Annotated in this window: 20 protein-coding genes; 11 read left to right on the forward strand and 9 right to left on the reverse strand. The window is 47.1% G+C overall.

Annotation, left to right across the window (positions count from 1 at the left end):
* The first annotated feature begins 310 nt into the window (after window positions 1-310).
* Window positions 311-1,687, forward strand: a complete 1,377-nt coding sequence (locus QUA10_RS25220) for a choice-of-anchor K domain-containing protein (protein ID WP_333086407.1) — start codon at window positions 311-313, stop codon at window positions 1,685-1,687.
* 202 nt (window positions 1,688-1,889) lie between these two features.
* Here the strand turns inward: QUA10_RS25220 and QUA10_RS25225 are convergent, their stop codons facing one another.
* A complete protein-coding gene (locus QUA10_RS25225) occupies window positions 1,890-2,435 on the reverse strand; it encodes a transposase (protein ID WP_333085259.1) in 546 nt (181 codons plus the stop codon).
* A 324-nt stretch (window positions 2,436-2,759) separates the two neighbouring features.
* Window positions 2,760-3,776 carry an adenosine kinase gene (locus QUA10_RS25230; protein ID WP_333085258.1) on the reverse strand — a complete coding sequence of 339 codons (1,017 nt, stop codon included), beginning with the start codon at window positions 3,774-3,776 and terminating at the stop codon, window positions 2,760-2,762.
* A gap of 153 nt (window positions 3,777-3,929) precedes the next feature.
* Between QUA10_RS25230 and QUA10_RS25235 the strand changes: the two genes are divergently transcribed.
* From QUA10_RS25235 to QUA10_RS25250, 4 genes are all read left to right on the forward strand, one after another.
* Window positions 3,930-5,489, forward strand: a complete 1,560-nt coding sequence (locus tag QUA10_RS25235) for an AAA family ATPase (RefSeq protein WP_333085257.1) — start codon at window positions 3,930-3,932, stop codon at window positions 5,487-5,489.
* Between the two features lie 29 nt (window positions 5,490-5,518).
* Window positions 5,519-5,902 carry a hypothetical protein gene (locus tag QUA10_RS25240; RefSeq protein ID WP_333085256.1) on the forward strand — a complete coding sequence of 128 codons (384 nt, stop codon included), beginning with the start codon at window positions 5,519-5,521 and terminating at the stop codon, window positions 5,900-5,902.
* Window positions 5,903-6,083: 181 nt separating this feature from the next.
* Window positions 6,084-6,878, forward strand: a complete 795-nt coding sequence (locus tag QUA10_RS25245) for a YdcF family protein (RefSeq protein ID WP_333085255.1) — start codon at window positions 6,084-6,086, stop codon at window positions 6,876-6,878.
* Window positions 6,879-7,019: 141 nt separating this feature from the next.
* Window positions 7,020-7,253, forward strand: coding sequence for a hypothetical protein (locus QUA10_RS25250; RefSeq protein ID WP_333085254.1), 234 nt, complete (start codon window positions 7,020-7,022; stop codon window positions 7,251-7,253).
* A gap of 92 nt (window positions 7,254-7,345) precedes the next feature.
* On the opposite strand, the gene QUA10_RS25255 is transcribed toward QUA10_RS25250, so the two are convergent.
* Both QUA10_RS25255 and QUA10_RS25260 read right to left on the reverse strand, forming a co-directional pair.
* Window positions 7,346-7,579, reverse strand: a complete 234-nt coding sequence (locus QUA10_RS25255) for a ferredoxin-thioredoxin reductase variable chain (protein WP_333085253.1) — start codon at window positions 7,577-7,579, stop codon at window positions 7,346-7,348.
* 278 nt (window positions 7,580-7,857) lie between these two features.
* Complete coding sequence (locus QUA10_RS25260; protein WP_333085252.1) at window positions 7,858-10,629, reverse strand: DUF3536 domain-containing protein; 2,772 nt, start codon at window positions 10,627-10,629, stop codon at window positions 7,858-7,860.
* 614 nt (window positions 10,630-11,243) lie between these two features.
* Here QUA10_RS25260 and QUA10_RS25265 point away from each other — a divergent pair.
* Window positions 11,244-11,396: a hypothetical protein gene (locus QUA10_RS25265; protein WP_333085251.1), complete on the forward strand. Its 153-nt coding sequence runs from the start codon at window positions 11,244-11,246 to the stop codon at window positions 11,394-11,396.
* 435 nt (window positions 11,397-11,831) lie between these two features.
* On the opposite strand, the gene QUA10_RS25270 is transcribed toward QUA10_RS25265, so the two are convergent.
* The gene (locus QUA10_RS25270) at window positions 11,832-11,960 is read right to left on the reverse strand and encodes a hypothetical protein (protein ID WP_333085250.1); all 129 of its coding nucleotides are present in this window, start codon (window positions 11,958-11,960) and stop codon (window positions 11,832-11,834) included.
* Window positions 11,961-11,970: 10 nt separating this feature from the next.
* On the opposite strand from QUA10_RS25270, the gene QUA10_RS25275 reads away from it, so the two are divergent.
* The 3 genes from QUA10_RS25275 to QUA10_RS25285 are packed head-to-tail and all read left to right on the forward strand — an operon-like array spanning window position 11,971 to window position 13,556.
* Window positions 11,971-12,492, forward strand: a complete 522-nt coding sequence (locus QUA10_RS25275; protein ID WP_333086405.1) for a hypothetical protein — start codon at window positions 11,971-11,973, stop codon at window positions 12,490-12,492.
* Window positions 12,493-12,525: 33 nt separating this feature from the next.
* Window positions 12,526-13,017, forward strand: coding sequence for a DUF4365 domain-containing protein (locus tag QUA10_RS25280; protein WP_333086408.1), 492 nt, complete (start codon window positions 12,526-12,528; stop codon window positions 13,015-13,017).
* Window positions 13,014-13,556, forward strand: a complete 543-nt coding sequence (locus QUA10_RS25285; RefSeq protein ID WP_333085248.1) for a hypothetical protein — start codon at window positions 13,014-13,016, stop codon at window positions 13,554-13,556. The genes QUA10_RS25280 and QUA10_RS25285 overlap by 4 nt, the downstream gene beginning before the upstream one ends.
* 24 nt (window positions 13,557-13,580) lie before the next feature.
* Here QUA10_RS25285 and QUA10_RS25290 read toward each other — a convergent pair whose 3' ends face one another.
* The 4 genes from QUA10_RS25290 to nuoB all read right to left on the reverse strand — a co-directional run bounded on the left by QUA10_RS25290 (window position 13,581) and on the right by nuoB (window position 16,830).
* Window positions 13,581-14,396 (reverse strand): alpha/beta fold hydrolase, encoded by an 816-nt coding sequence (locus QUA10_RS25290; RefSeq protein WP_333085247.1) that lies wholly within the window; start codon window positions 14,394-14,396, stop codon window positions 13,581-13,583.
* 32 nt (window positions 14,397-14,428) lie between these two features.
* A complete protein-coding gene (locus QUA10_RS25295) occupies window positions 14,429-15,634 on the reverse strand; it encodes an FAD-dependent monooxygenase (RefSeq protein WP_333086406.1) in 1,206 nt (401 codons plus the stop codon).
* Between the two features lie 73 nt (window positions 15,635-15,707).
* Window positions 15,708-16,124 carry a VOC family protein gene (locus QUA10_RS25300; RefSeq protein ID WP_333085245.1) on the reverse strand — a complete coding sequence of 139 codons (417 nt, stop codon included), beginning with the start codon at window positions 16,122-16,124 and terminating at the stop codon, window positions 15,708-15,710.
* Window positions 16,117-16,830, reverse strand: coding sequence for an NADH-quinone oxidoreductase subunit NuoB (gene nuoB, locus QUA10_RS25305; RefSeq protein WP_333085260.1), 714 nt, complete (start codon window positions 16,828-16,830; stop codon window positions 16,117-16,119). The genes QUA10_RS25300 and nuoB overlap by 8 nt, the downstream gene beginning before the upstream one ends.
* Before the next feature lie 498 nt (window positions 16,831-17,328).
* Here nuoB and cax point away from each other — a divergent pair, with 498 nt between their 5' ends.
* On the forward strand, window positions 17,329-18,450 hold the full coding sequence (cax, locus tag QUA10_RS25310; protein ID WP_333085244.1) for a calcium/proton exchanger: 1,122 nt from the start codon (window positions 17,329-17,331) through the stop codon (window positions 18,448-18,450).
* A gap of 1,110 nt (window positions 18,451-19,560) precedes the next feature.
* A complete protein-coding gene (locus tag QUA10_RS25315; RefSeq protein ID WP_333085243.1) occupies window positions 19,561-21,633 on the forward strand; it encodes a serine/threonine-protein kinase in 2,073 nt (690 codons plus the stop codon).
* Window positions 21,634-21,749 lie beyond the last annotated feature (116 nt).

Below are 21,749 nucleotides of genomic sequence, written 5' to 3' on the forward strand. Positions count from 1 at the left end.
ATCTAGGGAGTAGGGTTTCATTGTTCTCTTTCTTACCACCTCTAATATTGTACCTAATCGTTAAGCAAAGTGCTGTAACTGGAATAATCAACTTCAGCCAGGAAAATCAACTGTTGTTGGCAATCACGGTTACGCAAATGAATTATACACAAACCTAATTAAAGGAACTGTTTTCCCTCAGCCTGATGGAAAAGTTTTAGACCTGGATAGGTTAAATTCAGGAGAAAGCGGTAGAATCGACGTTGATACCTTAAGAGTTTTTTTTGCCGGATCAACTTCTGGCATTTTTGGTAGCGATGGGAATCGGAAAATTTTAGGAACTCCCAGCGAAGGCGATAAAGAAAGCTATGTGCAGTTTGACGACAGTGAATTTACTACGGCAACTGATATTAGTTTTAATCTGGGCAATTTGACTTATCGCAATGGAATTACTGTTTTCGGTTCGGAACCTGAAGGTGATTTTCCTCTCAATGTTACGCTGTCTCTCACTAATCCTGTGCCTAGCACCCAGACTTTTAATTTCTCATTTAACTTGACTTCTACATTAAACGAAACTGACGATCCTGTTAAAGATGGAGATATACTTCGCTTTTCTGATGGTACTGCTAAAGAGCAATTCACATTCAAAGGAATAGACTATAGGCTGCAATTAGTTGGATTTTCAGCGGATAGCGGTAAAACAACATTAGGGCGATTTAACACACCGGAGCAACGATTTTCCGAAGCTCAGTTGATTGGTAAAATCAAACAAGTATCTTTTCTGGAAAAAGCCGCCGAAGGGGTGATTGTACAAATAGAAGGAGCGACTAATGCAATAAAAGAGTTACCCGGGCAAATAACAGACAAAATTCAAAATACTATCGATGACTATAATACAAGACTTGCCAATTATAGTAAAGGCTTTTTAGATGGTCTGTACATTAAATTCACGGGCCTGCCTAGCGGTCTTTCTCAGCAACGAGTTGCCCAAAACTTACAAGCCTCAGCCGAGCCCTATTCAACTTTTCAGATTACTGAAGCAGTCATGGCTCAATATCCCGGAGGGCTTCTGGGAACTGAAAGTAACGATAACATAATCGGTTCACCTGCGACAGATGTAGTATTAGCTGCGGAGGGTGCTGACACTCTTGAAGGTGCTGGTGAAGGCAATTATTTGCTGGGAGGAAAAGGTGACGATCGCATTTTAGGAGAGGATGCTAACGACATTCTAGGTGGCAATAAAGGTAATGATTTCGTCTCAGGAGGTGTTGCGGATGATTTAGTGAGGGGAGGAAAAGGCAACGATCAAATCTTTGGTGATGATGGAGAAGATATCTTAATTGGTGAAAGAGGAACGGATCGCTTGACTGGTGGAGGTGGAAGCGATATTTTTATCTTGAGAACAGACACAGGTACAGAAGAAACTAATCCTGCTACTGCTGATTGGTTAATTGACTTCAATGCTAGCGAGGGCGATCGCATTGGTATCAATGGAGGCGTGCCTATAGACATTCTCACCTTCACTCCTGCTGATGTGAATCAAGATGGTATTGCTGACACCATTATTCAATACACAGAAACCAGTGAAATTTTTGGTGTCTATACAAATATCTTTGGTGTCGTCATCAACACACAGCCAGATATTGTGAAAAGTTCCTCGTTCAGTATACCCTTGAACGACCCAATCACCCAGATAGGAATGCTGTAGGAAATTCGCCCAATTGTTGCGTCACAGCAATATTAAGAAGTGCGATCGCCCTTACGACAAAAAGTGAGATCGCCCTTAATCCCTCCTCATCCATCCGTGTTCATCTGCGGTAAAAAAAAGTGCGCTCGCCCTTAACACAAAAAGAGCGATCAATCTGTGGTTGCCCTTACACCCAGACGGGGCGGGCACGGGGGCACCGCCCCTACATATCTGGTTGGGGGTGGTATTTTTCTAGATGCAAAGGCTCATCTTCCCAAGCGATTGGATTGTTGAGGATATATTCACGAATTTTTTCGCAAGATTCTTCATCACGAATAATGGGTTCGTGATAGTTACGCTGCCAAAATTTTTTGTGGAAAGGTGTCCAACCTAAATTCGCAACACCATGTCGGTATTTAGCAGTTGTTAGTGATTTGAAGCGGTGAACCACATCTGGCAATGTCATGGGTTTCTGAGGGTTATCGCCAGAAATATTGTCTGGCGTCAAAATAATAATTCCGTGAAAGTTATCTGGCATTAACACAAAAGCATCCACTTCTACGCCTGGATAATGCAATGGCAATTCATTCCACACAGTTTGCACCATCAGCCCTGGTTCGCTTAGATATATTTGGCTATTGCGGATTTCTCCTAATGTATGTAAACCACCATTAATGCAGATAGTGACAAAATAAGCTCCGGCTTGAGAATAATCATATCCCTTGAGGCGAATAGAACGCCGATGATGTTTAGCAGCGTCGTACTTCATGATAATTCAATTATGATCTCAATTCGATTTTACCGTAGGGGCGGTGCCCCCGTGCCCGCCCCAGCCTAGGGCAACCACGGGGGGATTGCCCCTACAGGTATATTTGGCACGATCGCCTATCATTGACGATCGTGTTCAATCGATTTGACTGTAGGGGCGGTGCCCCCGTGCCCGCCCTGACCTAGGGCAACCACGGGGGGATTGCCCCTACAGGTATACTTGGCGCGATCGTCCTTTCTTCCCTCCTCATCCATCCGTGTTCATCTGCGGTAAAAAAAGAGCGATCGCCCTTACGACAAAAAGTGCGATCGCCCCTTTCAATTCCTAGCCAGAAATCACCTCACTCAAAAGATGAGCCTGAGAACCCTCCAGACGAGGCCCGTGAATCTGCACCACCCTAGAAGCCAAATAATTGCCCCAGCGAGCCGCTTGTGTAGAACTCAAACCGTTAGTAATTCCAAACAAAACACCGCCCGCAAAAGCATCACCAGCACCCACAGTATCGATCGCCTTTACCGGAAATCCAGCCACATCAACAATCTGTTTGTTCTCCACCACCATGCAGCCTTTATCCCCATTAGTGATAAAAGCCAAATCCGAAATCTCGCTCATTTTCCGAGCGCACTCTGACAAAGATTCCTCCTTAAAAAAGCTCCGAACTTCATCAGCATTGCAAAAAATTACATCGCAATATTCCGAAACCACCTTGTGAAAATCATCAGCAAAGCGATCGACTAAAAAGCCATCCGAAAAAGTAAAAGCCACCTTCACACCCAGACGCTTAGACTGTTCCATCGTCTCAATGCTAGCCTTTCTCGGATCGGGAGCATCCCAAAGATAGCCCTCAACATAACTGTACTTGCAGTGACTCAGGCGATCAACATCAATATCAGTCGCCGCCAGAGTAGTAGAAACACCCAAATTAGTACACATCGTGCGTTCCGCATCCGGCGTAGTCAGCACTACACAAGTACCCGTAGGCCCGTTCGACTCAGCAGCAGGATGCACGTTAAAATCAATCCCCGCCGCCAGCAAATCTTGGCGGTAAAATTCTCCGTTAGTATCCTTAGCAACCTTCCCCGAATAATACGCTTTACCGCCACTCTGAGCCAAACCAATCATCGTATTTGCCGCCGAACCCCCCGATCGCATTTGCAGCGAATTGTGTTCTAAATCGTGCAAAATCCCCCCCTGCGTTTCCGAATTCATCAGCGTCATCCCGCCGCGATTCAGCCCGTGGCCGAGTACAAATTCATCTTCCACCAATGCTAGAATGTCTACAAGGGCATTGCCTACCCCAAATACATCCACCGAACGGGAATCTTGATTATTTTCTGTCATCGCTGCTTTTTTTTTACACTAACTATCAACTCTATAATAAATCGGATTAAAGTCAACATCCCCACTCCCAATCTAAAGTCCCCAACTTAAAATCTAAAATTCAAAATCCAAAATCCCCAATCTAAAATCTAAAGTCCAAAATCTAAAATCGCTATGACTTGTCTCCCACCTCTGATTCAGCAAATGTTGCATCCCGGTTTTTACCCGCACGGGGTGACAGAACCAGTGCAGCTAATTCAGACTCACGCTTCCTTTGTTTTGCTGACAGGAGATTATACTTACAAAATCAAGAAACCAGTCAACTTTGGCTTTTTGGACTATTCTTCGTTGCAGAAAAGGCACCATTTCTGCAACGAAGAATTGCTGCTGAACCGACGCACTGCACCGGAAATTTATCTAGAAGTTTTGCCCATTGTTCAAATTGGGGATTCGTTTCAATTGGGCAGCAACTTACCTGCTATAACTCCGGCTGAAGTTGCTGTAGAATACGCACTTAAAATGCGGGAGTTTCCTCAAGATTCGCTGTTGCTTAGTTTGTTGGAACGCGGACTGTTGACCGAGCAAATTATGGCAGACTTAGGGCGGGAAGTTGCCAAGTTTCACAGCACGGCACTTAGTAATAGCTACATTCGCACATTTGGCGAAGTCAGTCAGATTCGTACAGCAATAGACAACAATTACCTGACTTCGCAAAAATATATCGGCGGGCCGCAGAGTCAAGCCCAATTTCAGGAAAATAAAGATTATACTGATGCGTTTTTTGCAGAAAATCAAGAGTTATTTAACCTGCGGATTGCCAATAATAAAATTCGCGAGTGTCACGGAGATTTACACTTGCGGAATATAGCCTTGTGGCAAGATAAAATATTGCTATTTGACTGCATTGAATTTAACGAACCTTTTCGCTTCGTTGATGTGATGTACGATGTGGCTTTTACTGTAATGGATTTGGAATCGCGCGGGCGCAGAGACTTGGGTAATGCTTTTGTGAATACTTACATCGAACAAACAGGGGATTGGGAAGGACTGCAACTCTTACCTCTGTATTTGAGCCGTCAAGCTTATGTTAGAGCGAAAGTAACTTCGTTAATGTTGGACGATCCGGCTATTTCAACTGACCAAAAAGCAGAGCTTTCACAGACAGCAGCTCATTACTATAAACTGGCTTGGCAATACACACAACCGCACCGGGGAAAGTTAACTTTGATGTCGGGTTTGTCGGGTTCTGGCAAGAGTACAGCGGCTCGATATTTGGCTCGCCGCACAGGGGCAATTTACATTCGATCCGATGCGGTTCGCAAACATTTAGGCGGAATTCCTTTAAATGAACGCGGGGGACAAGATTTGTATTCCGATGAAATGACCGCGCAGACTTATGGTAGATTGTTAGAGTTGGGGATAATTTTGGCTGACCGAGGTTGGGATGTGATTTTAGATGCCAAGTTCGATCGCCAAAACTTGAGAACCGATGCAATTAATCAGGCTCAATCCCACGGCTTGCCCCTGCAAATTATTTACTGCACCGCATCAATTGAAGTATTGCGAGAACGACTGCAACAGCGCAGGGGCGATATTGCCGACGCGACAGCCGAACTATTGAGTTCGCAGCAAGCAGCTTTTGAACCTTTTACAGAATTAGAGCAAATTTCTGTAAAAATTGTAAATACCGCCCCAGACTTAGAGGTACAATTAAACGAGATTTGTGGGGAGTAGTTGAAGCTCGATCGCCCTTGCCAATTTGATTGTCTGCTAATATTGTAAATATCTTTCTGTGTGATTACAAACAAAACTTACAGCTCATGCCAAAATTTACTGGAGACTCCAAGGGGTTTAGCCCCGCGCTGATATGGTTTGTGTTGTTTACCGTTGGGTTTCGCTTAGTAGGATGTAACCTGGTCCTGAGTCTCGGCTTGGGTGTCATCGGTGGCGTGGCAGCAGGTTTAATTGTCGCTTGGTGGCACAACGAATTACTACTCAACCCGAATATGAATTCCAAGGACAAAACCTCGGATGTTATCGTCAATAAAGAAGTAGTGCAAAGGGATGCCCATAAATATAGCAAAACCTCTAGGGGTGATGCTGCTACATTGTTTGGCTGGTTATCTGGACCAGAGGATCGTCGCTAGCACTGAAAATAGTTTTGAGTAGTGAGTTGTAAGCTTTAAGTTAAAGAGTTCATAATTCACAACTCAATATGAAAAATTAACCACTCCCGCCACTTAAATTACTAATTACAGATTAGCGAATAACTAGAGTCCATTACCAATTACCCATTACCGCTAACGAGCAATTTGAATTACTTGCTTAATGTTTGTATTTCTCTCGAAACTCCTGCCACTTTTTATTTATCCTTTGGGGTTGAGTTGCCTGTTAATGATGGCGGCTTTAATCACACTTTGGAAGCGTCCGAAATGGGCGGCGGCGCCAATTGCTGCGGCTTTAATTATTTTACTGCTCGGAAGTAGCGGTTGGGTTTCAAAATCATTAGTTCGATCGCTCGAATGGCAAAACTTGCCAACCGCCGAACTCCCCCAAGCTGAAGCGATTATCGTCTTGGGTGGCGGTGTCAAAGCAGCTTTACCTCCCCGTCCTTGGGTAGAATTAGCGGAAGCGGGCGATCGAATAATCTACGGTTCCCGACTTTACAAGCAAGGCAAAGCTCCTTTGCTAATTCTCAGCGGCGGTAGAGTAGATTGGAAAGGCGGCGGGTCTCCCGAATCGGCAGACATGGCAGAAATTGCCCAAACAATGGGTGTACCGGCATCAGCAATTCTGCAAGACCCCGATTCACATAACACTTATCAAAATGCCGTCAACGTGCGGAAAATTTTAGATGTTAAAGCTATAAAAGGGCCGATTTTGCTAGTGACATCGGCTATGCACATGACTCGATCGCTCTTAATTTTCCAGCGTCAGGGAATAAAAGCAATTGCCGCACCAACAGACTTTCAAATCACGCAGCAGGATATCGCAGCCTCCCAAAACAATTGGCAAGCAGTCGCCTTGGATTTATTGCCGGATACCTATCATTTAAACCAGTCAACTAAAGCTTTGAAAGAATACATCGGCTTAATCGTTTATCGGCTGCGGGGATGGCTTTAACAGAATTTTAAATTTGGGGTTTTGGATGGAAGAATTTAAGTAGTCTCAACTGTTAAGTCACTTCCCAAATCCAAAATTGATTCAGTGTGCTAGCTTAAAGTCAATACAGCCAATATTAGCCACCGTCGCCCCCAAACAATCATGCTGCCCCACGAGTTGCAAAACATTGCCCCAGAACCGACTCCCGCGGCCGAAATTTTTCAGAGACACCAAATTGTCCGCGAGTTTTACGACGAAATTAAGTACCGTCAAGAACTAGAAATTCACTGCCAGTGGTATTACGCTACAGCCAAGCTGCATCAGCAGGAATTGCAGAAAATGCAGGGAGATTGGAATATTTTAGGTTGGTTCAGCCGCAGAGGGTCAAAAAATTAAGGATTAAATAAATTACGAATATTAACTTAATCCCACTTTAAACAACCGAACCCCAAGATCCCGACTTCTTTAAGAAGTCGGGGATCAAACAGCTAGACTTCAGAAGAGATCAATTCAACCTCATCTTCTTTGAAATGAGCTTTAAATTTTTTGTCAAACTGAACTAGAACCGGCCAATTGGCACTTACAGGTCTGCCGTGCCATTCCTGAACGATCGCCACGACTTCGCCTTCCATACCCTTAATATCAAATGGTTGACTGCGATTTTCAGGATGGTGGTAGACAACAACAGAGTTTTTAATGCAAACGCGATCGCCAACTTTCATAAATTTAAACTTAGTGTTCTTTCTTCCAAACTCTACAAAGCGCGCACGTGCAGAACACCTGTACGCTTTGGGGACAGTCTTTTTATCTTCCCACATAAGTAGAGCGAAAACTTAAACAAAATTGGTGGTTCTCTGTCGGTGCTTCTATCGCCAGCCAAGATCGGCATGGAGGCATCCAGGCCGATCTATTCTCGATTGAACCCGGAGGCCCGATCGGCATTTCAAGCTCGATCGGGCGGATTCTCAAGGGCGGGAATAGATGCAGGCTAATCAGAAAACTATTTACTTAACTGATTTAACCAACACTCAACATCAACAGCCAAGGTTTGACCCAACTCCAGCAACTGCCGGATCGAAGACAACTCCCAGCCGCCGCCTGAACGTGCAATCTCCAAGGCAACAGCAGCCACCGCAGTTTCGTCCGCCGAGGCATCTTGCCGTTGCAGCCAGCCCAAGCACAGAGGCACAATTTGGCTGTACAGAGAATCGAAATACAGTTCCTGCGATTTGTCCAAACACAAGCCTAAACTCAGCCGATCGCCCACAGCAATCAAACGCTCGATCGTGCGGATATCAGCTTCCAACTTGACAGGCGAGCGCTCATCCACACCCGATCCTGCTTGCAGCAGCGCGTCTAGCGATCGCCAAACCATCTTTTCCAAAATTTCCTTGACTTCGGGAACGTTCAACCGACAGCGGAGATGGCCGCTTTCAGTGGCGATCGCCTCAATTTCGGCCAGCAGGGGTTCCACATCCTCGGTTTCCAGTTCCAGGGCCTTGGCCGCCGTCAAACAGCGGTGTCCCAAAGCCACCTCAGCAGCCACCTGCAACTCTACCGGCACCGGCAACTCGTCTCGGTGGAACGCCATCATCACCCCGTAATTTTCCCGGTAAACCTGAGTGTAAAGCTGATCCAAGCGAGTCAAATTTTCCTGACTCAACAACTGCACGATCCGGTGGCGTTCCTCAGCAAACAAATCCCGCAAGCTAAAGGACTGATCCCCAAACAGTCGCACCATTTCCAGAATCGCGTGGGCCGCCGAAGCTTCTTGCATAACTCCAAACAACCGCTCTTTGAGCATAGTGTAAGACCGGCGGCTGCCAAAAGGCTGAATGCAGCAGTGGAAGTCCCAGCCGCCGAGGTGGAACGCAGCAAACACATAAATCTCTGTTTCCCGCGTAATTTCCGAGGTTAACTGCAATTGACCCACAGCCAGAGTCATCGAGCCCATGCGCTGAATTTGGAAATCTTCCTGCAGGGCCTGATAGCAGTAAACTCGCTGTTCGCGGGGATATTTGGCAAACAGAGAACTGATCGCGTAGTGGGCGGCCACCTGTCTGAGACTAATTTGGGCTGTCACCACGAGTTTGCGGTAAACTTCCGCCCCTGTTTTGAAATAGTCAACGTTGCTGGGTACGAGGGCTAGTTGAGCGACAAAATCCTTTTCTAGCTGGACGCCGGTAACTTCGGCAGCCAATTCCAGCGCCCGGGCCGCGTAGCGCAGAATTTGCACGCCTTCTGGCCGCGAGATTTCTTCAAAAAACCAGCCGCAGCTAGTGAACATTAACAGGGTGTGGCGCTGCATTTCCAGCAGTCGCAGGGCGTCCACCTGTTCTCCGGCATCGAGGGGGCGGATTTGATGGCGTTCGAGGAAACTGTCAACGTTAGCGGGCGATCGATCGCGGATGACCTCAATATATTCATCTCTGGCTTTCCAGGGATCGCGCAACAGCTTGCGCCCTGCTTCTTCGTAAATCGGAATCAGTCGATCGCGCAGCCAATTGAGAGTATCCCGCAAAGGGCGGCGCCATTTTTGGTTCCATTCGCCACCGCCGCCGCAGCCGCAATCATCTTGCCAGCGATCGACCCCGTGAGAGCAACTCCAGGCCGTCACGGGTTTGAGTTCAACTTCCCAAGCGCTCGGATTTTGACTTAAATAATGAGCAAAATTCGTCACCGTCCAGCCTCGGCGGGGAAACTCTTCTGTGAAGGCGTAGGCGAGGCATTTTTCGGTACTGTTTTTGTGGTGACCGAAAGTTTCGCCGTCCGTCGCCACGCAGATTAATTGAGCCGGTCGGTGGTCTCCCCGTACTGCTTGACCCAAGCGCCCGGCCAAGTGGTGGCTGCTGCTGAGAACGTCATTGAAGCCCATATCCCGCGAGATCGGGCCGTCGTAGAAAAAGATATCAATGTAAGGAGTGTTGGCAGGTGGGGCTTCGGAATTTTGGGAGTGCTGGCGGCCAAAATAGTGAGTGCTCAGGGGCGAGAGCTGGTGGTCAGCCATCAACCGCATTTCCGGCTTCAAATAGCAGCGGTACGGGCGAGTCGGATCGATTTGACCCCCGCCGACTTCGTGCCATTCGGAATTTTGCCCTGGTTCCCCTTCGTGGTTTTGCCCGATTAGCGGGCGGCAGCGTTCGGCTTGGGAGGGGGCTAAGACAATGAAGCGGATGCCTTCAGCGACTAAAACTTCGAGGGTGGCGTAGTCTACGGCGGTTTCGGCGAGCCACATTCCTTCGGGATCGCGACCGAATCGGGAGCGAAAATCTGCGACCCCCCACCGAATTTGGGTGTATTTGTCTCGCTCGTTAGCGAGGGGCATGATGATGTGATTGTAGACTTGGGCGATCGCGTTGCCGTGACCGTTGAGCCGCTGACAGCTTTTGCGATCGGCTTCCAGAATCCGCTGGTAGACTTCCGCGTCGTAGCGTTCCAGCCAGCTCATCAGGGTCGGCCCGATGTTGAAGCTCATATACTCGTAGTTGTTGACGATCCCCGCGACTTCGCCACGATCGTTGAGTATGCGGGCAAAGGCGTTGGGGCGGTAGCACTCGATGTCAATGCGTTCGTTCCAGTCGTGGGCTGGAGAGGCGCTGGCTTGGCGTTCGATCGCGTCCAGGTAAGGGTTTTCCCGGGGCGGCTGGTAAAAGTGACCGTGAACCGTCACGCAGACCCCAGTTGCAGCAGCCGCACTGCTTTGGGTTGCAGCAGTTACGGTTGGCGAAGACAAAGGTAGCACATCGGATTGAGCTGTAGAAATCGAAACCATGCGATCGAATCCTCAAGTAGTTAAAGACAATAAAACGAGCCTAATTAGAAACTGAAACCTTACGCAGCAAGAGTTACAGCTAGGCATCTGTTAGGACTAAATTTGGCTGACAAGTTTTGATACATTTGTAGTATTGCGAGCAAAGCATTCGTTCCAAGATGCCAACCGTCGATCCCTGGTTTTTCTGCCAATGCTTTGCTGTTGAAAGACTTAAAAAAGGTAGCTTTTGCTGCTTTTTGGCACTTGCGACCCATTTCGGGTTCGTGCTTGCAGGGCTGCTCATTGAGATTTTGATTTACATAGCTGGATTTTAAAGTCTTATTCAGTAAATAGCAAGTTTTCGCCGGAAAGATTTAATTTTTGGCAATAAATCTTGGCGGTTGTGGATATCGGTTTAATGCCCGATGGATTTATAGAATAAGAGTTCTGCCCGAATTTCGCATCATACTTTAGGTGCTTTTTACCTAAGTTCTGGAGAAGTTAGGCCGGTTGGGTTAGGGCGAGGCAGATTTGCTGCAAATGTACTTTCCAGAAGAGTTCTAACACTTGTGCGAAGTCAAAAGGCCACAAAAAAGCAAAACGGTAAGTGTTAGGTTTTAACTCCTCAGAGGTATATGAGAGGGGAGGCGGAGGAGGAGGATGAGGAGGAGGGTTTGGACGAAAAGATGCTGCATTTGACGGCGAAGTTGGAGAGGCAATTTGCCGAGAGTGCCAAGTTAGAGGCGATGATTCGGGAAAATCGGCAGAGGGTGGCTTCTGGCGGATAGTTAGTCAATTGCTGAAGATTATCATGATTTTTGGCGAGAACTTAAGGAAGGTATTGTGCAATATCAAGTGCGGGCCGTATTTTCTGTTATTCGTGAATTAGTGTTGCTTTACTGACCAATTGAACGGAATATTTTAAACAGGCAACAGCAGCGAGGATGGGGAGAAAAAGTTATAGACAATTTAGCTGTTGACTTAGAAACAGCTTTTCCTGAAAGGATGTTTGCCGACGATTGAGCAGTTGGAAGCTGAGTTAGAAGCGGTGGATGTGGAAATTGAGGAGCAATGATAAAATTGGAGAGTGCGAAGTAAAAATAACTATTATCGAAAAATCTTAGAGGAATCCTTCACCCTAGCTGTAACCCGTGATGTTTTGCGACCCAAGGTGCTCTCAGGTGAGATTCGGGTGAAGGATTTAGAGAACCTAGCTAGAAATATCAGGAACTCGCACCATCATTTTTCAAATGCACCGTCTTTTCAAACTTGATGCGTTCAGGAGGTTTTGGAGGTTCTGGAGGTTTTCGAGAAGTATTAGACTCTTGCTGATCGGCTGAATTATTAGACATGGAGCTTCCTTTGAGTAATAATGAATGTAATCCCAATATAACGCTAATTTACGAATACGCAGAGCAGGCATTAAAAGATTTAGATATGAGTAGCAATAGGCTTACTACCAAACTAGGTGTAGTGCTGGGATTTGATGCAGCTCTAATTCGCTTTTTTTCCAGCTTACCCGATCGTTCGCTTGCAGTAAATATTGATGCTTTGGATATTTCTTTGGAGTGTAATTTTTGTTTGGTTTTAAAAATCTCAAGTTACCTTGCTTTAATAATTTCTTTGATTTATTGTTTCTTGGGATTTAAGCCACAAATAGCAGGGCAAATAATTTTACCAGAAGAATTAAGAGAAAAATGCCTTGACATAACAGAGGAAGAGTATAGACTCTTAATCATAGAACACTGGAATCAATCACTCAAGGAATTGGCGAAAAATAGAGACAAAATATCAGATTTGTTTAAAGGGGCTATCTGGGCACTAATATGCGCTGCTATTTTGTCAGCAATTGACGTAATTTTATCTTCTTTCTTAGTCAAGTAAACTACTAAAATACAGAGAGAATTAATTAATGACATCAACCAACAAAAAGAACAATTCAGCAACATCTACCTGCAAGCTGTCACCACCGTTGCCGGCTATTCCCTCTACAAACCTTTCGTAGACGATGACAGCGTAGACTGGGGAGTAGCTGCGAAAGGCGGGACTGGCCCCATCAGAGTACCTCGCTTAGAATTGCAGTTAAAATCTACATCAAGAGATATCCAAGACGATCGCTCGATCCGCTACCCCCTCAAGCTCAAAAACTACGACGACTTAAGAATGGATAACTTCGCCATTCCCCGAATTGTAGTTGTAGTTTTAATCCCCGAAACACCCGAAGACTGGTTAACCCAGTCCGAAACAGAACTCTGCATCAGAAACTGCGGATATTGGATCTCGCTGCGGGGAAAGCCAAAAACACAAAACACAAACGCTGTCACCGTCGCCATCCCCAGAACCAACCAATTTACAGTCGCCGCCCTTCAGTCAATTATGGAGGGAATTAGCCAAGGAGTTCAACCATGAAAGTCACCGTAAAAGATAGCCAAACTCTCGAAACAATCGAGCTAAATCAACTGAGAAATTACTTACAAACTCACGGCTGGCATGAAGACCAACCTTTTTTAGATAATGCCACACTTTGGCACAAACCAACAGCCGATGCAGAAGAATTTGAAATATTGCTACCTAACCGGGAAAACCTGGGAGATTATGCAGCCCGCATCCGCGAGGCAATCCAAACCCTAGAAAACGCAGAAAATCGCCCTCAAATTGAAATTTTAAGCGAACTCATTACCAGCATTCCCAACACGATTATTCAGGGAATTGTCATGCAAATTCACACCCCCAATACCGACAAATTAACTGGTGAAATAACCTTAATAGGCGTCATTGCTGACAAATTGCGGAAAATTAAAACTGCACTCGCAGACAAAGATTATATCCTGGCGATTAAAGCTTATCAAGAACGCTTACCGATTCTCTGTAGTGGTGACTTAATCAAAGACAACAACGCCTTCATCCTCAAAAACCCCCATAACTTAACCCTCGATGAATTGTGGTAAAACTAACAGATTTTGTCATCTATATTAAACACCTTCCAAACAGATATCAAGTTCCCTAGCAAAAGCCTCTGGCGCATCCAGCATCAGCCAGTGTCCAGTATCGGGGATCGTAGTTGTCGTCAGTGTGGGACGGAGGATGTGGAGGCTGAACGGAAAAGTGTTTGAGGGAGCAATAATGGCGTGGGCCCGTGTTCCAGGGGCTGCTAGGTAGCGATCGAGAGCATCAACAGCTTCAAAGGCAAACATCCCGCGAGACATTCCACACAGACAATCCTGTGGAGTCGCCGCCAAGCAAGCGAGTATCCGATCGCGCGTATCGGCCGTGCTTCCTGTCAGCGCCTCGTTGAAGCTGGTTTCCACAGCAGCCCGCCAATCCTCCGTCTCCAGAGCCCTCTGGTAGGGGACGATGCGTGCCTCGTGCACCTCTGCAGGCACCTTGGTAAAATCTCCAGGTGGGTCTGCCAGGATCAACTGCGCGATGCGGTGCGGTGCGCTGGCTGCTGTGGCGAGGGCAATACAAGCACCGAAACTGTGCCCGACGATCGCCACTCGATCAAGTCCCAGCCCATCCAGTACCGCCAAAACATCCGCTGCACAGAAGGCGGGCGCATAGTTGCCGTCCTCCGGCGGTGCAGAATCACCGTGTCCCCGCATATCAAGGGCGATCGCGCGTCGGGTACGGGCGACACGGGCAAGCTGGGCATCCCAGATGCTCGCGGAAACCGCCATACCGTGCACGAAGACCACAGGCAGTGGCTCCGACTCCCCAGCGGTGATAGGGGGGCTGGCTTCGATGATGTGAATAGTGCCGATCGGTCCTTTGAGAGTTGTCGATCGCATACAATTTTCTCCTAATTGTGAATTTCCTCTTTTCACACAACCAATTTTACCTGCGTAACTCCTTGGCGCAATTCATACTGTCCTTTTACCCAAAATTGTTTAATTTTTTCACCCAAAAACGGAGCCGTTTGCATCATTAATAAACGTATAAATACATTGTTTCGGAGTTGTTCGCCTTTCCACGCTTCTTGTGCTTGAAGTTGTTGGGCGCGAATAATTTCCGGTTCCCGTTCTGCCTGAATCCGCGATAATGCTAAGTCAATATCCTTGTAATTACCCCCTGCTTTCAATAAAGGTACAAGGTGATTGGCGGCAACAATGACATCGCGTAACGCCATGTTAATACCTTGAGCGCGCACCGGAGACATGGGATGTGCAGCATCCCCTAAAAGTATGATTCCTGGTCGATGCCAGCGCGGACAGCGACCAACCACAACAGATAATCGCATCGGAGATTCGATCGTATCTGCACAGTTGCGGAAATGTTCTGCCATCCACGCAGGCGATCGCGATGCGAAAGTTTCTGCCCAGTCTGTGTGTTTCCGATCGGTTTTGTCATCGGCAGATAGCACCCAAGCCAGATGAAGTTTTCCTGATTCTGCCCCGTGAAAAACACTGAATCCGCTACCGCCATTCAGGATGGAATAAAATACATTATCCGCCACAAACCGAGGATGAGCGGCAAGTTTAAACCACAAAACATCTATACTCTTCTGCTGTTTTACTAACTCTAATTCTGCCCGTTGTCGTACAACCGAGTTTCTACCATCTGTACCAATCACAAGTGCAGCAGGAATCTCTCGCCCATCTCCTAGCTTTACACCCGCAATGCGATCGTTGCTGTACAGTAAATCTTTTACGGGAACACCTGAGATAAATTCAAACTCTGGATGCAACTTAGCTTCAGAAATTAGTGTTTCTAGCAAAGGCGGTTGCGATACCAGCGTACAAGGTCGATTTGACCCCATTGGCTCATCAACTCGAAATAGTTGCCGATCGCCCACAACGAACTCCCAGGCATCAATTTGTCGGTGTGGAACACCTTCTAGCATTGTGGATAAGCCCATTTGTGCGATCGCATCCAATCCGCTGGGCATTAACGCTTCACCGCGAAACACTCGGTAGGAATCTTTTGCTGCCTCAACCAAAGTTATGGCAATACCTCGTTTCACCAGCAGTAAGGCAAGTGCCGCACCAGTTGGCCCCGATCCCACAATTACAACTTGCCTCATTGCCATTCCCCATTGCTTTTTAATGTATTTCCCCGCTTAATTTCTATCCTAAGAGATAAAGCACTGCCGCAGCTCTTCATCAAGTAGCTTTCTCCACTGTAAATCCGATTTCTTGCCCGTATGATAGTTCCAGCGTGTGACCGTCCGGGTCTCGCAAAAAAGCCCAGTAGCCGATCGGATATCCAGAATCTTTTGGTTCCTCAAGCAGCACGCCTTCTTGACGTGCTTTGTCGCAGAGAGAATCCATGTATTCGCGACTTTTGCAACCTACTCCCAGGTGTGCCAAGGGAGACAGAACGGGATGTATGGAGTTGGTTTGAATTAGCACAATTACAAAAGGGCGAGTGTGATCGGAAAGCCACACTACAGTAACACCAGCTTCTGCATCGATGCGGCGGTGAACTACTTGCATTCCAGCATACTTGGAGTAGAATTCAATACTGCGAGCAACATTTGAAACCGGAAGGGCTATATGAGTCAGTCCAATATCAATCATGAGAGGTATAAGAAGTTAATTGAAACTGTTGGACTGTTGGCAATCCCGATGATGCAATTTCTTTTGGCGGTACCTGTCGCGCTGAAGTCTCCAGGTATTTTCCCTCGTGGGTTGGTGAGACGATTTTCATCCGGTGAGGGCGACTGTAATAGCGGTGGGTTGGTTCCCTCAGTGCCTGTTCTTGGAAGCTTTCGTTGGCAATTTTCTTGCGGAGTTTGACGATCGCATCCATAATCGCTTCGGGGCGGGGCGGGCATCCCGGCACATAGACATCCACGGGAATTAACTTGTCTACACCGCGGACAGCACTCGGAGAATCTGCACTGAACATTCCGCCTGTAATCGTGCAAGCACCCATTGCAATCACGTATTTGGGTTCTGGCATTTGTTCGTAAAGGCGCACCAAAACCGGAGCATACTTCATCGTGATGGTGCCGGCGGTAATCATCAAATCTGCCTGTCGGGGAGACATCCGGGGAAATACACCTAATGGATCCAAATCGAAACGGGCTGCCAGCATGGCGCTAAATTCAATGAAGCAACAGGCAGTCCCAAACATCAGCGGATACAAGCTGGACATTTTTGCCCAGTTATAAAGGTCATCGACTGTTGTGAGGATGATGTTTTCAGATAGCTGATGCGTGACTTCAGGAGCGGCGATCGAATTTGCGATCGGCAAATCTTCAGAAGGAATATGCAGTGTCATGTCAGGTGAGTTCATTTTGACAAACTCCTTAATTAATCTAGCGGTTGGTTATCGGTAGTTGCGTGTTGATTTATATCTGAATACTAAAAATATTTATTGAAAATTGAGTAAAAAATAACTGACCCATACAGTTTTTATTTAATTATGGTATGGCATTTGAGAGGTCGCCACCAACCGTAATATACTGTAAAGTATCGGATGAAAATAGCGATTTTAGGAGTTAGGCTTCAAGTGCGTGGGATTCGCGATCGCGCTGTACAAAAGCTCGATCGACCGGCGACCAACAGCTAGCGGGCCAGAGAGGATGATCGTCTCAGAGTATCAGCCTCCGGATTTATCGGTGCGGGTCGCTTTCATCAATCTAAAACTTGTGCTAAGCGAAGTCGAAGTATCTAAAATCTAAAATCGATTGACGGAACGCTTAATTCCAGAACCCAAGCTTTTTTTTTTATTTGCCCGCAGGCTATGATTGACGGTTGGCAGCTTTTGAGAATCTAAATGCTAAACACAAATACAATAATTTCCAGCCTGCTGTTATTTATCCCAGTTTCCATCGCCGGACACTTTCTCGGCTGGGAATCCTCCACAATCTTCGTCACCTCGGCTTTAGCCATCATCCCCCTAGCCGCCTGGATGGGGACGGCCACCGAAGAAATCGCCGTCGTCCTCGGTGCCAATTTGGGGGGTTTGCTGAACGCTACCTTCGGAAATGCCACGGAACTAATTATCGGCATTGTCGCCCTCAACGCCGGACTAATAGATGTTGTCAAGGCCAGCATCACCGGTTCAATTATGAGCAACCTGCTGCTGGTGATGGGATTGGCGATGCTGCTGGGCGGCTTGCGCTACAAAGAACAAGATTTTCAGCCGACAGTCGCGCGGTTGAATGCTTCAGCGATGAACTTAGCCGTGATTGCCATTTTGGTGCCAACTGCAGTTAATGCCACCTCTATTGGCATCCCTCCAGCAACTATGCAGAACCTCTCTAGCGCTGTTGCTGTAGTGCTGATTGTCGTCTACGTGCTGACGCTGCTGTTTTCGATGAAAACCCACAGTTATCTGTACGATGCAGGGGTGGCAGAAATAGAAATGCTTGAAGAATTAGCCGAAAGTAACTTAGCACCAGATAGTCCTGACCACAAAGTCAATCTGCCACTGTGGATTGGGGTGCTATTGGCCTGTACCCTGATGGTAGCTGTCGAGTCAGAACTGCTGGTGGGTACTCTGGAAGAAGCGACGGCGCGTTTGGGGCTGACATCACTGTTTACCGGGGTGATTTTAGTGCCGATTATTGGCAATGCTGCCGAACATACGACGGCGGTGACGGTGGCGATGAAAAATAAAATGGATTTGTCGGTTTCTGTGGCCGTGGGTTCCAGTTTGCAAATTGCTTTGTTTGTTGCGCCCGTGTTGGTTTTGGCAGGTTTTGTCTTGGGCAAACCGATGGACTTGAATTTCAACCCGTTTGAACTTGTAGCGGTTGCGGTGTCGGTGCTGATCGCCAATTCTATCAGTTCTGACGGCAACTCTAACTGGCTAGAAGGTACTTTGCTGTTGGCAGCTTATACGGTTTTGGCGCTGGCGTTCTACTTCCATCCGGTAATTGAGGGACTTGTTTAAAAGGCTTTCTTCTGCTGAAGGAAGAGGGAAGAGGGAAGAAGGCCGATTTTTTCACTCCCTCACTCGCCCACTCTCCCACTCTCACTTCTTTCTTCGAGAGTGGTGGTTGCGATCGTACAATTGAAATGTGGCTGTTCTCTCGTTATTAGTTCTGGTCTGTTTGTACATTATGTGCTCTGATCAGGGATTTGTGACCTTGATCGGCTATGACAAACAACAAAAGCTTTGACCTCAACCCGATCGTTAGATCGCAGTGCTCCCGGTTATAAAAAAACACGGAATGCTGAAGTCAAGCGAGACTAAAACCTCCCTTGACTTCAGAGACGCTGCAAGATTTAAATCAAGGGTGCTCATGAGTCTTTTACTAGGTGTGCTACGATCGTCATAAGTTGAAAACTGAGTTGGACTTGCATAGTCAAAAAGTTCACCAAAGTTAGTCATACTTAACTTGACTGATTAACATTCTGGGCGATATGATTAAATCAATGCCGAAAAAAAGGCTTAATTATCTGGGAGAGTAAACCGAGCGTGCAAGTCAAAAATGACCAGCCTGTCACAAGGTAGAACGGGAGCCCGCGTTTCGTTAAATTGGTTGAAAATAGTGGATGAATAATGGCTACAAGCTTCAACTAAAATTAATTCAATTAGGGCGTTCCTCCGCCCCAATTAACGCCTGTGGACAAGAAAGAGCCGACTCCCTTGGGTGAAGCAGGAAACAGACCCTTCAGGAGTAATTCTGATTGAATGGTGAGGCTTAAATAAGTTTGGCTAAGTTTGGTGTAGCAGTAAACGACGGTCGATTTAAAACTGACCAGCCTATAAAAAGGTCGAACGGGATACCACGATTCGTTAAATTGGTTGAAAATAATGGTTAAACAATGGCTAAAAGCTTCCACAATAATAAATAGTTGTATAGACTTCAAAAATAGGGTGCTGCTCCACCCGAATTTACGCCTGTGGACAAGTAAGAGCCGACTCTCTTGGCAGAAGCAGGAATCAGACCCTCTAGAAAATACTTCTAGTTGAATGGTAAAGCTTAGATAAGTTTAGCCAAGTTTTGTATAGCAGTGTCAAAGTAAAACTTGATAGAGCAACCTCAATCAGGGTTATGTGGCTTCTGTGAGTTATTGCCTCAATCCCAAATGCCCGAATCCCTCCGATCCAGCCAACTCTGGCAAATCCGTGTGTATCCACTGCGGGTCTGAACTTTTGTTGCAAGGTCGATATCGGCTAGTCGCGCCTCTCGGAGGCGGTGGCTTTGGCCGAACATTTGAAGTGGACGACAACGGCGCCCGAAGAGTGCTTAAAGTCCTGCTCAAAGACCATCCCAAAGCTGTAGAACTTTTTAAGCAAGAAGCCGACGTATTGGTCAGGCTGAGACATCCAGGTATTCCTAAAGTCGATCGCGACGGTTATTTTACATTTACGCCAGCTCACAGCACAGAGTCTTTTCACTGTCTGGTGATGGAGAAAATTGCTGGGGCCAATTTGCAAGACTGGCTGAAACATCGGGGCCGCCCCATCAGTCAAGAACAAGCTCTGAATTGGCTCAAACAACTGTCGGAAATTTTAGACCAAGTTCACCGACTCAACTATTTTCATCGGGATATCAAGCCGCACAATATTATGTGCAAGCCCAACGGGCAGTTAGTGCTGATAGACTTCGGGACTGCTCGGGAAGTGTCGGGGACTTATTTCGCTAAGGTTGGCCAGGGGCAAAATGTGACTGGTATTGTTTCTCCTGGCTACACGCCGCCGGAACAAACTAATGGCAAGGCTGTTCCGCAGTCGGATTTTTTTGCTCTGGGGCGCACTTTTGTTTATTTGCTGACTGGGAAGCCGCCGACTGCGTTTCCAGAAAATCCCCGCACGGGCAGATTAATGTGGCGCAAAGGAGCTCCTCAAGTTTCCGACGCCGTGGCTAATGTGATCGATTACCTGATGGCGCCTTTTCCGGGCAATCGACCTCAAAGTCCCCAGATGGTTTTGCAGTGCTTGGAGGAAATTAATCTCGACGATGCAGAAACTCAGGTGCCGACTCAGTTGCCGACGACGGGGCAAACTAAAATTCGCGGAACTTCGGGGCCGTCTGTGGGGACGAAGCAGAGTGCCATGAACCGCCTCAGACCTCTAAATTCGGGCTTGAAGAAGCCCGGGCAAGAGGCTTTGGATTGGTGGAAAAATAAGTTGCTGGCGGGCACGGCTGTTTTGATGGTGGGTATTGGCGCGTCTCAAATTTACGGTTCGCTGCGTTACGGGGTGTTTCCGGCAAACCCGGTGTGGCTGCTTTCTACTTTACCTACCACTCATTTTTTGCAAAAAAGTTTGGATAATGTCGGGAGTGTAAATGCGATCGCCCTGTCGCCTGACGGTCAAACTTTGGTGAGCGCAAGCTTTGGGACGATTAGAATTTGGAATGTAAGGACGGGACGCCTGGTGCGGACTCTAAATTCGGTGCATTCTAAAAAATCGGTCAACACGCTGGCGGTGAGCCCGAACAGCTCGATTTTGGCCAGCGGCGGCGGCGACAATAATTTGATTCTCTGGGATTTGAAGACGGGGCGACGGATGCGGACGATTGCCGCTCACAAAGCCGCCGTCAATGCGATCGCTTTTAGCAGGGACGGTCAAACTCTGGCTAGCGGCAGCGATGACAAAACTATTCGCTTGTGGAATGTCAGAACCGGCAGCAGGTTGCGGACTTTGAGCGGCCACGCCGGAGGAGTAAACGCGATCGCTTTGAGCCGGGACGGTAACACTCTCGCTAGTGGCAGTCAGGACAAGACTGTGCGTTTGTGGAATCTCGGTACCGGAGAAGTCAGAAGAATTATCACAGGTCACGGGGGCCCGGTTAATGCTGTGGCTTTTAGCCCGAACGGGCAAATTGTGGCTAGTGCTAGCACCGACAATACGATCCGTTTGTCGAACGTACAAGACGGGAAGCGCACCCGCACTTTTAAAGGGCATTCGAGCTGGGTGAGGACGATCGCCTTTAGCCCGGACAGCCACACTTTGATCAGCGGGGGCGGAGATATCATAGTTTGGGATTTGAAGACGGGAAAAGAAAGAAGCACTCTTTCTGGTCACAGTCAGTTTGTGAGCTCTGTTGCTATTGCCAGAGATAGCAAGACTTTTGTCAGCGCCAGTCCCGATCGCACTATTAAGATTTGGCGAATGCCATAGTCATACTATTTTAGATTTTAGATTTTAGATCTAAGAATTGGTAATGACTGCTTTTGTATGGGTTTGGAGTACGGGTCTACAGTTGCATTGTTTTTTTACTGGCATCAGTAGTCATA

The organism is Microcoleus sp. Pol8_D6 (assembly GCF_036700965.1).
In the GTDB taxonomy this organism is placed as follows: domain Bacteria; phylum Cyanobacteriota; class Cyanobacteriia; order Cyanobacteriales; family Microcoleaceae; genus Microcoleus.

Excerpts from the sequence above, each read along its gene's own strand:
- QUA10_RS25225 (WP_333085259.1), bottom strand. The coding sequence starts at position 2,435 with ATGAAGTACGACGCTGCTAAACATCATCGGCGTTCTATTCGCCTCAAG.
- QUA10_RS25230 (WP_333085258.1), bottom strand. The coding sequence starts at position 3,776 with ATGACAGAAAATAATCAAGATTCCCGTTCGGTGGATGTATTTGGGGTA.
- QUA10_RS25235 (WP_333085257.1), top strand. The coding sequence starts at position 3,930 with ATGACTTGTCTCCCACCTCTGATTCAGCAAATGTTGCATCCCGGTTTT.
- QUA10_RS25245 (WP_333085255.1), top strand. The coding sequence starts at position 6,084 with ATGTTTGTATTTCTCTCGAAACTCCTGCCACTTTTTATTTATCCTTTG.
- QUA10_RS25250 (WP_333085254.1), top strand. The coding sequence starts at position 7,020 with ATGCTGCCCCACGAGTTGCAAAACATTGCCCCAGAACCGACTCCCGCG.
- QUA10_RS25255 (WP_333085253.1), bottom strand. The coding sequence starts at position 7,579 with ATGAAAGTTGGCGATCGCGTTTGCATTAAAAACTCTGTTGTTGTCTAC.
- QUA10_RS25260 (WP_333085252.1), bottom strand. The coding sequence starts at position 10,629 with ATGGTTTCGATTTCTACAGCTCAATCCGATGTGCTACCTTTGTCTTCG.
- QUA10_RS25265 (WP_333085251.1), top strand. The coding sequence starts at position 11,244 with ATGAGAGGGGAGGCGGAGGAGGAGGATGAGGAGGAGGGTTTGGACGAA.
- QUA10_RS25270 (WP_333085250.1), bottom strand. The coding sequence starts at position 11,960 with ATGTCTAATAATTCAGCCGATCAGCAAGAGTCTAATACTTCTCGAAAA.
- QUA10_RS25285 (WP_333085248.1), top strand. The coding sequence starts at position 13,014 with ATGAAAGTCACCGTAAAAGATAGCCAAACTCTCGAAACAATCGAGCTA.
- QUA10_RS25290 (WP_333085247.1), bottom strand. The coding sequence starts at position 14,396 with ATGCGATCGACAACTCTCAAAGGACCGATCGGCACTATTCACATCATC.
- QUA10_RS25295 (WP_333086406.1), bottom strand. The coding sequence starts at position 15,634 with ATGGCAATGAGGCAAGTTGTAATTGTGGGATCGGGGCCAACTGGTGCG.
- QUA10_RS25300 (WP_333085245.1), bottom strand. The coding sequence starts at position 16,124 with ATGATTGATATTGGACTGACTCATATAGCCCTTCCGGTTTCAAATGTT.
- nuoB (WP_333085260.1), bottom strand. The coding sequence starts at position 16,830 with ATGACACTGCATATTCCTTCTGAAGATTTGCCGATCGCAAATTCGATC.
- cax (WP_333085244.1), top strand. The coding sequence starts at position 17,329 with ATGCTAAACACAAATACAATAATTTCCAGCCTGCTGTTATTTATCCCA.